This is a genomic window from Streptomyces caelestis (assembly GCF_001279005.1).
GTDB classification, from domain to species: Bacteria; Actinomycetota; Actinomycetes; order Streptomycetales; family Streptomycetaceae; genus Streptomyces; species Streptomyces heliomycini.
Window position 1 is genome coordinate 1 of the sequence record NZ_LGCN01000241.1, and the last position, 14,091, is coordinate 14,091.

Below are 14,091 nucleotides of genomic sequence, written 5' to 3' on the forward strand. Positions count from 1 at the left end.
GCCGGGGGGCGTCCCCCTCCCCGATCCCCCCGGGCCCCGAGCCGGTGCCGAACCCGGAACCCGGCCCGCCGCTGAGCTGATCCGGAGGGGAAAGGAAACAGGGCGGTGGACGGCCGACCGGCCGTCCACCGCCCTGTTCCGGGGGTGCTACGCCGAGACCTCCGACCGGTCCCCGCCCCACAGCGTGTGGAACGAGCCGTCGCGGTCCGTGCGCCGGTAGGTGTGCGCGCCGAAGTAGTCCCGCTGGCCCTGGGTGAGCGCGGCCGGCAGGCGCTCCGCGCGCAGGGCGTCGTAGTAGGCGAGGGCCGCGGCGAAGCCGGGGGTCGGCACGCCCTGGCGGGTCGCCGCGATCAGCACCTCGCGCCAGTCGTCCTGGGCGTCGGCGATCTCCCGCGCGAACGTCTCGTCCGACAGCAGGCTCGGCAGGTCCGCACGGGCGTCGTAGGCGGCGCGGATGCGGTCCAGGAAGGCCGCGCGGATGATGCAGCCGCCGCGCCAGATGGCGGAGACCGCGCCGAGGTCGATGTCCCAGCCGTACTCCTCGCTGCCGGCCGCGACCTCGTGGAAGCCCTGCGTGTACGACACGATCTTCGACGCGTACAGCGCCTGCTCCACCCGGTCGGCGAACGCCGCCGCCTCCGACTCGCCCATCGGCGTCGCCTTCGGACCGGCCAGGGAGCGCGAGGCCTCGCGCAGCGCCGCGTGACCGGACAGGGAGCGAGCGAAGACGGCCTCGGCGATGCCGGACACCGGCACGCCCAGGTCGAGCGCGATCTGCACGGTCCAGCGGCCCGTGCCCTTCTGCTCCGCCTGGTCCACCACCACGTCCACGAACGGCTCGCCCGTGGCCGCGTCCACGTGCGACAGCACCTCGGCCGTGATCTCGATCAGGTAGGAGTCCAGCCGGCCGGTGTTCCAGGTGCGGAAGATCTCCGCGATCCGCGCGGGGGAGTACCCGGCGACATCGCGCAGCAGCTGGTACGCCTCACCGATCAGCTGCATGTCGGCGTACTCGATGCCGTTGTGCACCATCTTCACGAAGTGTCCGGCGCCGTCCGGACCGACGTGCGTGACGCAGGGGGAGCCGTCCTTCGCCTTCGCGGAGATCTTCTCCAGCATCGGACCCAGGGAGTCGTACGACTCCTTCGGGCCGCCCGGCATGATGCTCGGCCCGTTCAGCGCGCCCTCCTCACCGCCGGAGACGCCCATGCCGACGAAGTGGATGCCCTGCTCGCGCAGCGCCTTCTCCCGGCGGCGGGTGTCCGCGAAGTGCGCGTTGCCGCCGTCGATGATCATGTCGCCGGGCTCGAGGAGCGGGGCGAACTCCTCGATCACCGCGTCCGTCGGCTCGCCGGCCTTCACCATGACGACCAGCCGACGCGGTCGCTCCAGCGCCGCCACGAACTCCTTGGCCGTCTCGGCCGCCACGAAGTCGCCCTCGTGCCCGAACTCCTCCACCAGCGCGTGCGTGCGTGCCGCCGTCCGGTTGTGCACCGCGACCGTGTAGCCGTTGCGGGCGAAGTTGCGCGCGAGGTTGCGGCCCATGACCGCGAGTCCGGTGACGCCGATCTGCGCTGAACTGCTCATTGGGGTGGCTCCTCATGACCTCGGTATCGGTACTGCCGGGTATCGGTGCTGCCGGTCGACGCCCGTCAGTCCTGCCGTCGACCATCCTGACGCGCCGCACGTGCGTGCGCACACGCGGGTCGTGCGACACCGCTCAGGCACATACGTGCGGATGCCCCTCGCGCACTCAGCGGGCGCACGCATCCGCGTGCCCCCGCGGACGGGGACACCCGCCCGCGCGCGCTCCCCACGGCGCGCCAATGGGGGCGCAACGGGCGAAAATTCCCGGCCACTTGGCGCGTCCGCGCGGCCGATAGCCGTCTTGTCACGGCTGGTTGGCACCGCTTACTTTTGCCCCTCCTGACGCATTGTCGAGGGGGACTTCCATGGCCGTGCGCGGCCGGCACCGCCGGTATCAGCCGAACAGGATCAACCGGGCCTCGCTCACCGTCACCGCGAGCGGGGCCGGAATGGCGCTCCCGCTGCTGGGCGCCGGCGCCGCCCAGGCGGCCGACGTGGAGACCTGGGACAAGGTCGCCGCCTGCGAGTCCACCGACGACTGGGACACCAACACCGGCAACGGGTACTACGGCGGGCTCCAGTTCACCCAGTCGACCTGGGAGGCGTACGGCGGTACCCGGTACGCGCCGCGCGCGGATCTGGCCACCAAGGACCAGCAGATCGCCGTCGCCGAGAAGGTCCTCGACGGGCAGGGGCCCGGAGCCTGGCCGGCGTGCTCGGCACGGGCCGGACTGACCCGGGGCGGCGACACCCCCGACATCCGGCCGGCCGCCGACACGTCCGGCGGGAACGAGAAGAGCGGCAGGAGCGACAAGAGGGCCGGCGGGTCCTCGGTCGAGGACGTCAAGCCGCACACCACACCCCAGTCCCGCGCGGGCCGCGCGGAGATGTACACCGTGGTGCGCGGCGACACCCTCTCCGGCATCGCGGTGGAGGAGCGGGTCGGCGGCGGCTGGCGGAAGCTGTACGACGCCAACCGCTCCACCATCGGCGGCGACCCCGACCTGATCGTGCCGGGGCAGCGGCTCGCCCTGCCCGACGGAACGGCGAAGGCGGCCCGGAAACCGGCCGAGCCGGCCGGGAAGAGGACCGGGAAGCCGGAGAAGACCGAGAAGAAGACTGAGGAGAAGGCCGAGAAGAAGGCCGGGAAGAAGACCTCCTCCCCGCGCACCGAGGACCGTGCGGACCGCGCCGACCAGACCACCGGCGGTCTGGTCGCCCCGGTCAGCGCCGCGCTCGGCACGCCGTACCACAAGGCCGGATCCGCCTGGTCGAAGGGCTACCACACGGGCGTCGACTTCCCCGTTCCCACCGGCACGTCCGTGAAGTCGGTCGGGGCCGGCACCGTCGTCAGCGCGGGCTGGGAGGGGTCGTTCGGCTACCAGGTGGTGGTCCGGCACACCGACGGCCGCTACAGCCAGTACGCCCACCTGTCGGCGATCTCGGTGAGGAACGGGCAGTCCGTCGGCGCCGGCCAGCGCATCGGCCGTTCCGGTTCGACCGGGAACAGCTCGGGCCCGCATCTGCACTTCGAGGTGCGGACGGGGCCCGGCTTCGGATCGGACGTCGACCCGGTCGCCTACCTGAGGGCGGGCGGCGTCAGGATGTGACCCGCGTCCTGTGCCGGTCCACCACCGCCACCGGCACGTACGGACCGCCGTAGAAGGGCGCGTACGACACCAGCGGCACCAGGGTGGGTCCCGCGTCGTCCGGCGTGCCCTCCGGTGCCGGCACGGAGGCCGGCGCCCGTACGTCCTCGGGGAGTTCGAGTGCGGCCAGCAGCCGCTCGGCGGGGTCGGGGGACGGCTGCGCGCCGGCCCCCGCGGGAACCGCCTCGGGCGCGGGCTCCGGCACGGAGGCCTCCACCGCCCGCGTCTGCTGGTTCTCGTGCGCCAGCCGCTCCGTCGTGAGCAGGATCAGACCGCCGGCCGCCACCACGCCGCAGCTCAGGGCGAGCGCCGTGCCCGTCGTGCCGTAGCGGAAGGTCTCGCCGAACATCGTGATGCCGACCGCGGCCGCCGCCACCGGGTTCACCACCGTCAGCGTGGCCAGCGGGGCCGCGAGGCCGGCGCCCCGGTAGGAGGCCTGGGAGAGCAGCATGCCGGCCGTGGCCAGGACGCCGATCACCGCCAGGGACGGCAGGTCCGCCGCCGAGACCCCGCCGGTCCAGTCGACCGCGACGGTCTTGGTGAAGACGGAGGACATGCCGAACGCGACACCGGACGCGGTGGCCAGCAGGATGCTGCGCACCGCGGGGTGCCGGTGCACGGCGCGGGCCGCGGCCATCAGCGCCACGACCGCCCCGGCCGTCCCCAGCGCCGCCGCCACCCGCTGCGCGGTGTTCAGCGACTGCGCGTCGGACGCGCCGACCAGGGAGAGCAGTCCCGCGAGGCCCACCGTCGCCATGACGGCGCCGCGCCACGCGGTCGCCCCGGCCTTCCGGCCGACGAACAGCGCGGCCATGGGCAGGGCGAACACGATGGTCAGCGCGCCCAGGGGCTGGACGAGGCTCAGCGGGCCGTAGGCGAGCGCCACCACGTGCAGCAGTCCGCCGAGGCCGTTGAGCGCGACCGCCGCCCACCAGCCCGGCCGGCGCAGCGGTGCGAACTGCTGCGCGCCGGGTGAGGCCACCGCGACCTGCTCCTGCACGATCGCTCCACCGGCGTACGCCACGGCGGAGACGAACGACAGCAGCACGGACAACGCGAGGGCGCTCATCGGCTGCTCCTCTGCGTGGGGCCGGGGCGGTGCACCCGGCGCGGCGAACGGTCGGCTTCCATGACCAACACGATGCCGTGCCGGAGTGTTCCCGTCGTCGTCCCTGAGCACCCAATGAGTCCTACTGCCGATGGAGTACGACGGCGGCCCCGTCATCCCCAGGGTGGGCGCCTTGGGGCGCAGGGCCCCTGGTTGCCACCCCTAGGGGCCCTGGTACTCCTGTACGTCGTGGACCTCGACCCGTCGCTCACCGCCCTCCACCGCCTCGGTGGTTTCTTCGTCCTGCGCACGGCGGTGACGGCCGGCCGCCCCCTGCCCACGCTCGCCCAGGCGTACGGGCCGCGGTCCCCGGACGTTCAGGGCGACGTGCTGACCTCGCGGGTCCGCCGGGTCGCCGGCGCCCTGCGCGTCCCCGAGGCGCGGGTCGCCGCGTCGGTGGCCCAGCAGGGGCTCGCCGCCCGCCTGTGGTCCGTGGCCCTCGGGTCCGCCGCCCTCTACGGGGCGGTCCCCGACCTCGCCCCGCCGCTGCTGCGCTGGGACCCGGAGGGCAGCGCCCCCGACGACCTGTGGCTGACCGGGGTGCGGCCGCTGCCCGGCGACGCGGCGACGCTCGCGGAGCTGGTGCTGCACGGCCACCTCGAACCCCTCGCCGCGGCCCTGCGCTCCCGCCACCGCCTCGCGCCGGGCCTGTTGCGCGGCAACGCCGCCTCCGCGCTCGCGGGCGCCGCCCGGGAACTGGACGCCTGGGGGCGCCGCCACGGCCGTACGGACGTCGCCGCCCGGGCCGCCTCCCTGACGGCCGAACTCCTCGCGCACCCCCTGCTCACCGGCGCCGGGAGCCCGGCGGGCGCCGCCTTCCGGCGCCGCAGCTGCTGTCTGTACTACCGGGTGCCGGGCGGAGGCGTCTGCGGCGACTGCTGCTTCGCACGACCGCCCCGCTCTTCCCCACGCGCCCCGTCTGGGTGACCATGAAGAAGGTCGACGTTCGATCGGACAGGGGGTTCACGGGTGCGAGTGGGACTGCTGACACGGGAGTACCCCCCGGACGTGTACGGCGGCGCGGGAGTCCATGTGGAGTTCCTCGCCCGGGAGCTGCGGTCCCTGGTGGACCTGGAGGTGCACTGCTGGGGCGAGGGCAGGACGGACGGTGTGCTGCGCCACCGCTCCTGGACCGCGCTCGACGGCGCCAATGACGCGCTGCGCACCTTCTCCGTGGACCTCGCCATGGCCGCCGCGCTCCAGGGCCGCGACCTCGTCCACTCCCACACCTGGTACGCGGGCCTCGGCGGTCACCTCGCCAAACTGCTGTACGGCGTTCCGCACGTGATGACCGCCCACTCCCTGGAACCCCTGCGCCCCTGGAAGGCCGAGCAGCTCGGCGGCGGTTACGCCCTGTCGAGCTGGGCGGAGCGCACCGCCCTCGAGGCGGCCGACGGGGTGATCGCCGTCTCCGGTGCGATGCGCGAGGACATCCTCGCCTCCTACCCGGCCCTCGACCCCGCCCGGGTGCACGTCGTGCACAACGGCATCGACACCGACCTGTACCGCCCCGACCCCGGCACCGACGCCCTGGACCGGATCGGCCTCGACCGCTCCCGCCCGTACGTGCTGTTCGTCGGCCGGATCACCCGGCAGAAGGGCGTGCCCCAGCTGCTGCGGGCGGTGCGCGGCATCGACCCGGCCGCGCAGGTCGTGCTGTGCGCCGGGGCGCCGGACACGCCCGAGATCGACCGGGAGTTCCGTGAGCTGTACGAGGAGCTGAGCCGGGTCCGCGCGGGCGTGCACTGGATCCCGCGGATGCTGCCGCGGCCCGAGGTGATCCAGCTGCTGACGCACGCCGCCGTGTTCGTCTGCCCCTCGGTGTACGAGCCGCTCGGCATCGTCAACCTGGAGGCGATGGCCTGCGGCACCGCGGTGGTCGCCTCCCGGGTCGGCGGCATCCCGGAGGTCGTGGCGGACGGTTCCACGGGGGTACTCGTGGAGGCGGACGACGCCTTCGAGGCGGGCCTCGCGCGGGCGCTCGACTCGGTCCTCGGCGACCCGGAGGCGGCACGGAGGATGGGCGAGGCGGGGCGGGAGCGGGCCGTCACCGAGTTCGGCTGGGACGCGGTGGCCCGCCGTACGGCCGGACTCTACGAGGAGGTCCTCGAACAGGCTTAGCCCCGCCCGTCCGGGGCAGTCTTGGGGAAATTCGGCGTGAGGGGAGCGGCCATGCGTCGTGGTGGTCCTTCGGTCCTGGGAATCGTGCTGGCGGGCGGCGAGGGCAAGCGCCTGATGCCCCTCACGGCGGACCGCGCCAAACCGGCGGTCACCTTCGGCGGCACGTACCGCCTGGTCGACTTCGTGCTGTCCAACCTCGTGAACGGCGACATCCTGCGCGTCTGCGTGCTCACCCAGTACAAGTCGCACTCGCTGGACCGGCACATCACCACCACCTGGCGGATGTCCAGCCTGCTCGGCAACTACGTCACCCCGGTCCCCGCCCAGCAGCGCCTCGGTCCGCGCTGGTACCTGGGCAGCGCCGACGCGATCCTGCAGTCGCTGAACCTGGTCTACGACGAACGGCCGGAGTACGTGGCGGTGTTCGGCGCCGACCACGTGTACCGCATGGACCCGCGCCAGATGCTCGCCCAGCACATCGAGAGCGGGGCCGGCGTCACGGTGGCGGGGATACGGGTGCCGCGCTCGGAGTCCTCCGCCTTCGGCGTGATCACGCCGGGATCGGACGGACGGACCGTGGACCGCTTCCTGGAGAAGCCGACCGACCCGCCCGGACTGGCCGACGACCCCGAGTGCGTGTTCGCGTCGATGGGCAACTACCTCTTCACCACCAAGGCGCTGATCGAGGCCCTCCACCGGGACGCCGAGGACGAGAACTCGGTGCACGACATGGGCGGTTCGATCCTGCCCCAGCTCACCGAGCGGGGCGAGGCCGCGCTGTACGACTTCAGCGCCAACCACGTGCCCGGCGAGACCAGCCGCGACCAGGGCTACTGGCGGGACGTGGGCACGCTGGACGCGTACTACGAGGCGCACATGGACCTGATCGCCGAGCGCCCCGCGTTCAACCTCTACAACCGGCAGTGGCCGATCTACACCCACTCCGGCCAGCTCTCCCCGGCCCGGTTCAACGCGGGCGGCATGGCGAGCGAGTCGATCATCAGCGCCGGCTGCCTGATCCGGGGACAGGTCACCCGGTCCGTGCTGTCGCCGGGCGTGGTCGTCGATCCGGGGGCCGTGGTGCAGGGCTCGGTGCTGCACGACAACGTGCACGTCGGGCGGGGCGCGGTGGTGCGCGGCGCCGTGCTCGACAAGAACGTCGAGGTGCCGCCGGGCGCGACGATCGGCGTCAACCCCCAGCGCGACGCCGAGCTGTACACCGTGTCCAAGGGCGGGGTGATCGCGCTCGGCAAGGGACAGCTGGTGCCGTAGAGGCCGCTGTGCGGGCCCCGGCCGGCCGCGGCCGCCGGGACCCTTGTCATCTTCCCCGGACGCATGACGGAACCCGGGCCGTCATACCAGGCGCTGTTCCCCGACGACGTCGTACGGGGCGAGTGCGGCGCACAGGACGGAACACGCACAGCACCGGATCCACATCCCGGGCAGCGAGCCGTCGTCCTCCTCACCGACGGAGGATCCGTGCGCACCGGACGACTCGGGAGCCGGTGCGCGCTTTCGCCGGCCGCCGCCCCCGGGGGCACCGGACTCGCCGCGACCGGCCCGGCCGCGGCCGCGGCGGAGGACGATCCGGTGGAGATCCGCGGACTGAAGGGCGGGTACCGCACCCGCCCCCCCGGCGCCTTCGACCGCGCTGAAGCCCGGCCGCATCCAGGAGCCGACCGTCGGCGTGCACGACCCGGCCGACGCCGCGGACGGCGAGAACCCGCCTCCCGGCGAGCAGCGCCCGGACTCCAGCGGCATCCGGTGCACGCCCGGCCCGGGCATCCCGCGGACCGCCCGGACGGAGCCCGTCATCCGCTACCGCGTCGGCTCCCGCCGGCGCGTGAGGGAGCCGGATGCGGCCCGGGTGAAGGCCGCCCACGGGGCCCTCGTCCGGGACGCCTCACGGGCGCGGCCCGCAGGCCGTCCGGCGACGGAGGGCGCCCCGTGATGAACCGTTCCTCCGGTGGGCCGCACCCGTCCGGGTGGCGTCCGTCACTCCGTCAGGCGGTGGCCGTGCCTCGACGGCCCCGTCCACCACCGCGGTCCCGCCCCTTCCGCCGCACCGGCGGGAGGGGCGAAGACGTCACATGCTGTTGACTATGAGTAGCCAGATCGTACTTGACCGTAATCGGCCGGGAGCGATTGACTGCTGATCCGTTCCCGTCGTCGACGCGAGGCCCCGCCCATGACCGCAGACCCGCTCGCCCCTCTCGACCTGGCGTTCTGGAACATCGAGTCCGCCGGTCATCCCATGCACCTCGCGGCGCTCGGCGTCTTCGCCGCCCGCTCGCCCTCCGCGGCGGCCCACGCCGCGGACCTGCTGGCGTCCCGGGCCGCCGCCGTGCCCGGACTGCGCATGCGCATCCGCGACACGTGGCAGCCGCTCGTCCTGCGGCAGTCGCTGTCGGCGCTGCGCCGCACCCGGCCCGCGCCCGGCGAGCCCCTGGCCGCCGCGCTGCGGCAGCCGCTCGCCTCCGCCCTGCGCCGGTCCCTCGCCTTCGGCGGCGCCACCCGCGAACCCGACCCCGGCTTCGACCCCCTCGACCACGTCCGGCTGCACCCGCCGGCCGCCGACTTCCACACCGCGGCCGGCCGGCTCATGGGACGCCCGCTGCAACGCGCCCGGCCGCCCTGGGAGGCCCACGTGCTGCCGGGGGAGGACGGCCTCTCCTTCGCCGTCCTGTTCAAGTTCCACCACGCCCTCGCCGACGGGCTGCGCGCCCTCACCCTGGCCGCCGCGCTGATGGACCCGATGGACCTGCCCGCGCCCCGGCCCCGCCCCGCCGAGCCCTCGCGCGGCCTGCTGCCCGACGTGCGCGAGGTGCCCGGCCTCGTCCGGGACGCCCTGTCCGACGCGGGCCGGGCCCTGGACATCGGCGCCGCCGTCGCCCGCTCCACCCTCGACATGCGCTCCTCGCCCGCGCTGACCTGCGCGCCCAGCGGCACCCGCCGCACCGCCGGCACGGTGATCGACCTCGACGACGTGCACCGCATCCGCAAGAGCGCCGGCGGCACCGTCAACGACGTGCTGATCGCGGTCGTCGCCGGCGCGCTGCGCCGCTGGCTCGACGAGCGCGGCGACGGCAGCGAGGGCGTCGCCCCGCGCGCCCTCATCCCCGTCTCCCGGCGCCGGCCGCGTACCGCCCACCCGCAGGGCAACCGGCTCTCCGGGTACCTGATGCGGCTTCCCGTCGGCGAGCGGGACCCGCTCGCCCGGCTCACGCAGGTGCGCACCGCCATGGACCGCAACAAGGAGGCGGGTCCGCACCGGGGCGCGGGCGCCGTCGCCCTGCTCGCCGACCACGTGCCGCCGCTCGGTCACCGGCTCGGCGGACCGCTGCTCGGCCAGGCGGCCCGGCTCTGGTTCGACGTGCTGGTCACCAGCGTGCCGCTGCCCGGCTTCGGCCTGAGGCTCGGCGGCGACCCGCTCGGCGCCGTCTTCCCGCTCGCGCCGCTGGCCCCCGGTCACTCCCTCGCGGTCGCGGTCTCCACCTACCGCGGGCGCGTCCACTACGGTCTGGTCGCCGACGGCGCGGCCGTCCCGGACCTCGGCCTGCTGGCCCGCGCGCTGACCGAGGAGGTGGCGGCACTGACCGCCGTCTGCGACCGCTGAGGGACGCGGTTTGGCGCCGCGGTCCGGCGCTGAAGTAAAATCCGCCGTTCGACAGCGGATGCGAACGGAGCGCCGCGAGAAGCAGAGCGGGAAACGGCAGCGGCGATGACGGTGACACAGGACGGCCCCGGGGCCACGGACGCGGTGGCATACGGGCCCGGCATCGACCCGGAGCGGCTCGCCGTCTGCCTCGGCGTGCTCGAGGAGCTCGACGAGCTCGACGTCGACCACCCGGACGCGATCCTGGTCCGCCGGGCCACCTCGCACATCTACCGCACGGTCAAGCAGCGCCGCCGCCAGGAGCGCAGGGCCGCGAAGACCGCCCACGACAAGGCGGTCACCGAGGCCACCGCCACGGGCTCCGCCGAGCGCATCGACGACGAGACGGAAGGCATCCTGCCCTCCTCCCGCGTCGAGCCCGGCACGATCGCGGGGATACTCCAGCGCCCGCGCTCCTGCTACACCTGCAAGACCCGCTACGTCGAGGTCGACTACTTCTACCACCAGCTCTGCCCGAAGTGCGCCGCCGAGAACCGGACCCGGCGCGACGCCCGCGCCGACCTCACCGGCAAGCGGGCGCTGCTCACCGGCGGACGCGCCAAGATCGGCATGTACATCGCGCTGCGGCTGCTGCGCGACGGCGCCCACACCACGATCACCACGCGCTTCCCCAAGGACGCCATCCGCCGCTTCAAGGCGATGGACGACTCCGCGGACTGGATCGACCGCCTGGAGGTCGTCGGCATCGACCTGCGCGACCCCGCCCAGGCCGTCGCGCTGGCCGACCGGGTCGCCGAGCAGGGGCCGCTCGACATCCTGATCAACAACGCCACCCAGACCGTACGCCGGCTGCCGTCCGCGTACGCCGCGCTCGTCGAGGGCGAGAGCGCCCCGCTGCCGGCCGGTGAGCTGCCCGCCCACCACGTCATCGGCGCCTTCAACTCCGGCGCGGTCGACGGACTGGCCGCGCTGCCCGTCGGCGTCAGCGGACTCGACGCGCAGAAGGTGGCCGACCTCGCCCTGGTCGCGGGCAACGCCAGCGTGGTCCGGCACCGGGACGGCACCGCCATCGACGCGGGCGGCCTGCTGCCCGACGTCGTCGACACCAACACCTGGGTCCAGACCATCGAGCAGATCTCCCCGGTGGAACTGCTGGAGACCCAGCTGTGCAACTACACGGCGCCGTTCATCCTGATCAGCAAGCTGCGCCCGGCGATGGCCGAGGCCGCGCGCCGGGCGGCCGCCGGACGCGCCTACGTCGTCAACGTCTCCGCGATGGAGGGGGTGTTCGACCGCGGCTACAAGGGCGCCGGACATCCCAACACCAACGCCGCCAAGGCGGCCATGAACATGGTGACGCGGACCAGCGCGCAGGAGATGTTCGACAGCGACCGCATCCTGATGACCTCGGTCGACACCGGCTGGATCACCGACGAGCGCCCCCACTTCGACAAGCTGCGCCTCGCCGACGCCGGTTTCCACGCCCCGCTCGACCTGGTCGACGGCGCGGCCCGCGTCTACGACCCGATCGTGCGCGGCGAGGCGGGCGAGGACCTGTACGGCGTCTTCATGAAGGACTACGCGCCCGGCCGGTGGTGAGGGCGGCGGCCCGGGGCCGTCAGTCGACCATGCCCAGCCGGGTGCCGTGCGCCGCCAGCAACTCCAGCACGGTGCGCCAGTCCTCCAGGACCCCGGCGTCGAAGCAGGCGGTGCGGGCCTCCTCGTCCGCCGCGCGCAGGGCGAGGAGGGCTTCGTCGGCCGGGAGGTCGTACCGGGCGTGCCGGAGGACCAGACCGGCCACCCGCTCGCCGAGCAGCACCCGTACCGCGTCCGCCGCACGGCCGGCCGCTGCCGCCGGTTCGCCCGGCCACAGCAGTCGGCCCACGGGTCGTACCAGGCCCGCCACCTGGAGCTCCTTGTCCGCGGGCCGGCCGCGGCGCAGCAGCGCGGCGGTGCGCAGGGCGTGGTCGTGCGCGTCGACCGGGGCGCCGCCCCGGCCCCCGGCGTCCCGCGTGCCCCGGCACGCGTACAACAGGTCCATCAGCTCCTCGACGGTGCGCAGTTCCATGCGCCGGTCCTCCCGGGAGTAGGCCGTTGCCGTGCGGCAGCAGACCATGACGAGCTTGCGCACCGGCCAACGGGACCTGAACTGCGCCCCGACCATGGGGACCGGTCGAAAGCACCGACGTCCGTGTAATCCGAACGAGTGACCACAGTCGGTCACCTGTATCTGGAAATAGGAGCATATTCCCGCCCGTTGGGTACCGTCCGACATGTGATTGTTACCGTCAGTTTTCAGCGCCATCGAGCGGGGGTCCGCTCATTTGGTTAATCTGTTCCGGACGGACAGCAGTCAGGGTTCCACCCGCACCCACGGTCCGTCATGGGACCAGCCGGTTCACCACGGCCTGCTCTCCCTCGAGTCGCCGGCGCCACCGCGTCCGAACGGTTTTCCATCCAGACCCGAACGGACGTCGGACGCCAGGCGCAGGGCCGACGCAGTACGTCCCGAGGGTGACCGACACATAAGGAGTGCGCGGTGACACCGGAGCAGACGAAGAGCGATCAGCCCCCCAAGGAGCACGCCGAGCGCGCCGCCCGCCGGCCGGGGGAGCTCGGCATCCTCGAGGTGTGGGCTCGTTCGGCCCCGATCCGTCTCGCCGGCTACGAGGACGACCTCGCCGAGCCCCACATCCTGCCCAGCGTCGACTGACGGCACGTGCGGGCGGGACGCGCTCCCGTGGCTGCGGCCGGACGCAGGGCCGGGTCATGATCTCCATGGTGTGGCCGTCCGGGTCGTCGAAGCAGGCGCCGCGCCCGTCGAAGAGGTCGTTGACCCTGTCGGGCTCGGCGGGGCCCGGATCCGCGCAGGAGGTGACCCCGGCCGCCTCGATGCGCGCGACCGTGGCGTCGAACCGCTCCTCGGGCACCGGGAACGCGTAGGGCCGGCCCTGGACCGTCTCGTCCCGCTTCTCGTAGTGGTCGAGAGTCGCGCCGTCGCCGAGGCCGACCGGCGGGAACGGGCCGGACGGGGCGCCGTCCTCGAGTCCCGGTATCCCGGCGAGGAACTCGGCGGAGTACCGGCGGTCACCGGCGTGGACGGCGGTGTGGTTCAACCGGACGTGCTGTGCCGCGGACATGGCTGAACGCGTCTCCGGTGTCGGTTTCCATGGGGGAGGGGGACACGGAGGAGAAGGGCGGGCCGCGGGCTCCGGCCCGGCCGCGTACGCGCGGGGGCGCGCCCCGCACCGGCCTCACACCGAGGCCGGGAGCGTCCTACGTGAATGGCTCACGGCCGACCCGGCGGTCACCCGGCCGATCACCGCGACGCCGTCGCGGTCAGGTCGAGGTGTGCTCGCCCCCGCCGTGGCGTGCGGCCGACTCGTTCTCCTGGGCGAGCCGGCGCAGGGCCATCAGCGCCGGTTCCAGGAGGAAGGTCAGGAGCACCGCCCGCTCGGCCTTCTCCATCGGGTCCGTGACCGTCTCCAACTGCTCGAGATCGTGCCGGGCCGTCCGCTGCGCGAGTTCGGCGTAGGGGAGGAGCGCCTCCCAGTCGTACGCGATGCCCAGCGAGCGCAGGGTCCGCAGTGTCTCGTCGACGGCCTGCCGGGCCGGGTTGTGCTCGGAGACCGACCAGCCCATCGCGTCGACCAGGGCGGCGGCCTCGGGGTTCGCTCCGGCGGGGGCCCCGCCCTCGGCCGCGTCCGGCGTGACGCCGGCGGGGGGCCGGATGCCGAAGGCGATGCCGAGCAGCTGATGCAGGTCGGTCCGGTGTTCGGTCATGGCGTCCAGGACGTGCTTGGCCGAGGCGACGGACAGACCCCGTGCCCCCGTCAGCGCGCGGATCAGGCGGAGTCTTCTGAGATGGGTCTCGTCGTACTCGGCCTGGGTCGCCGCGGTGGCCCGGCCGGGTGGCAGCAGCCCCTCGCGCAGGTAGTACTTGATCGTCGCGTTGGGCACCCCGCTGCGGCGGCTGAGTTCCGAGATTCTCACGTGTTCTCGCTCTCCCT

12 protein-coding genes and 1 pseudogene are annotated in these 14,091 nt (G+C 73.8%); 8 read left to right on the top strand and 5 right to left on the bottom strand.

What is annotated here, in order from left to right; translation table 11 throughout:
* Positions 1–147 precede the first annotated feature (147 nt).
* Positions 148–1,587, bottom strand: a complete 1,440-nt coding sequence (gndA, locus tag ADK41_RS32670; protein WP_030836175.1) for an NADP-dependent phosphogluconate dehydrogenase — start codon at positions 1,585–1,587, stop codon at positions 148–150.
* A 365-nt stretch (positions 1,588–1,952) separates the two neighbouring features.
* Here gndA and ADK41_RS32675 point away from each other — a divergent pair, with 365 nt between their 5' ends.
* Positions 1,953–3,197 carry a transglycosylase family protein gene (locus ADK41_RS32675; protein WP_030836178.1) on the top strand — a complete coding sequence of 415 codons (1,245 nt, stop codon included), beginning with the start codon at positions 1,953–1,955 and terminating at the stop codon, positions 3,195–3,197.
* On the opposite strand, the gene ADK41_RS32680 is transcribed toward ADK41_RS32675, so the two are convergent.
* Entirely contained in the window at positions 3,187–4,305 is a 1,119-nt protein-coding gene (locus ADK41_RS32680; protein ID WP_030836181.1) for a DMT family transporter, read from the bottom strand. The two genes, ADK41_RS32675 and ADK41_RS32680, sit on opposite strands and share 11 nt — an antisense overlap.
* Before the next feature lie 210 nt (positions 4,306–4,515).
* Here ADK41_RS32680 and ADK41_RS32685 point away from each other — a divergent pair, with 210 nt between their 5' ends.
* The 6 genes from ADK41_RS32685 (at position 4,516) to ADK41_RS32715 (ending at position 11,680) form a co-directional block, all read left to right on the top strand.
* Positions 4,516–5,271 (top strand): (2Fe-2S)-binding protein, encoded by a 756-nt coding sequence (locus ADK41_RS32685; protein ID WP_078662214.1) that lies wholly within the window; start codon positions 4,516–4,518, stop codon positions 5,269–5,271.
* Positions 5,272–5,313: 42 nt separating this feature from the next.
* The gene (glgA, locus tag ADK41_RS32690) at positions 5,314–6,465 is read left to right on the top strand and encodes a glycogen synthase (protein ID WP_030836186.1); all 1,152 of its coding nucleotides are present in this window, start codon (positions 5,314–5,316) and stop codon (positions 6,463–6,465) included.
* Between the two features lie 51 nt (positions 6,466–6,516).
* Positions 6,517–7,737 carry a glucose-1-phosphate adenylyltransferase gene (gene glgC / locus ADK41_RS32695; RefSeq protein WP_030836189.1) on the top strand — a complete coding sequence of 407 codons (1,221 nt, stop codon included), beginning with the start codon at positions 6,517–6,519 and terminating at the stop codon, positions 7,735–7,737.
* A gap of 415 nt (positions 7,738–8,152) precedes the next feature.
* Positions 8,153–8,416, top strand: a complete 264-nt coding sequence (locus tag ADK41_RS41870) for a hypothetical protein (RefSeq protein ID WP_030836194.1) — start codon at positions 8,153–8,155, stop codon at positions 8,414–8,416.
* A 237-nt stretch (positions 8,417–8,653) separates the two neighbouring features.
* Positions 8,654–10,081 (top strand): wax ester/triacylglycerol synthase family O-acyltransferase, encoded by a 1,428-nt coding sequence (locus ADK41_RS32710; protein WP_030836196.1) that lies wholly within the window; start codon positions 8,654–8,656, stop codon positions 10,079–10,081.
* A gap of 105 nt (positions 10,082–10,186) precedes the next feature.
* On the top strand, positions 10,187–11,680 hold the full coding sequence (locus tag ADK41_RS32715) for an SDR family NAD(P)-dependent oxidoreductase (protein ID WP_030836199.1): 1,494 nt from the start codon (positions 10,187–10,189) through the stop codon (positions 11,678–11,680).
* 19 nt (positions 11,681–11,699) lie between these two features.
* On the opposite strand, the gene ADK41_RS32720 is transcribed toward ADK41_RS32715, so the two are convergent.
* Positions 11,700–12,149 carry a hypothetical protein gene (locus tag ADK41_RS32720; protein WP_030836202.1) on the bottom strand — a complete coding sequence of 150 codons (450 nt, stop codon included), beginning with the start codon at positions 12,147–12,149 and terminating at the stop codon, positions 11,700–11,702.
* Positions 12,150–12,620: 471 nt separating this feature from the next.
* On the opposite strand from ADK41_RS32720, the gene ADK41_RS41340 reads away from it, so the two are divergent.
* A complete protein-coding gene (locus ADK41_RS41340; protein ID WP_106979611.1) occupies positions 12,621–12,794 on the top strand; it encodes a hypothetical protein in 174 nt (57 codons plus the stop codon).
* A 34-nt stretch (positions 12,795–12,828) separates the two neighbouring features.
* Here ADK41_RS41340 and ADK41_RS43665 read toward each other — a convergent pair.
* Both ADK41_RS43665 and ADK41_RS32730 read right to left on the bottom strand, forming a co-directional pair.
* Positions 12,829–13,221, bottom strand: a pseudogene (locus ADK41_RS43665) (VOC family protein); the annotation flags it as partial.
* Positions 13,222–13,420: 199 nt separating this feature from the next.
* On the bottom strand, positions 13,421–14,074 hold the full coding sequence (locus tag ADK41_RS32730) for a MerR family transcriptional regulator (RefSeq protein ID WP_030836209.1): 654 nt from the start codon (positions 14,072–14,074) through the stop codon (positions 13,421–13,423).
* Between the last annotated feature and the right edge of the window lie 17 nt (positions 14,075–14,091).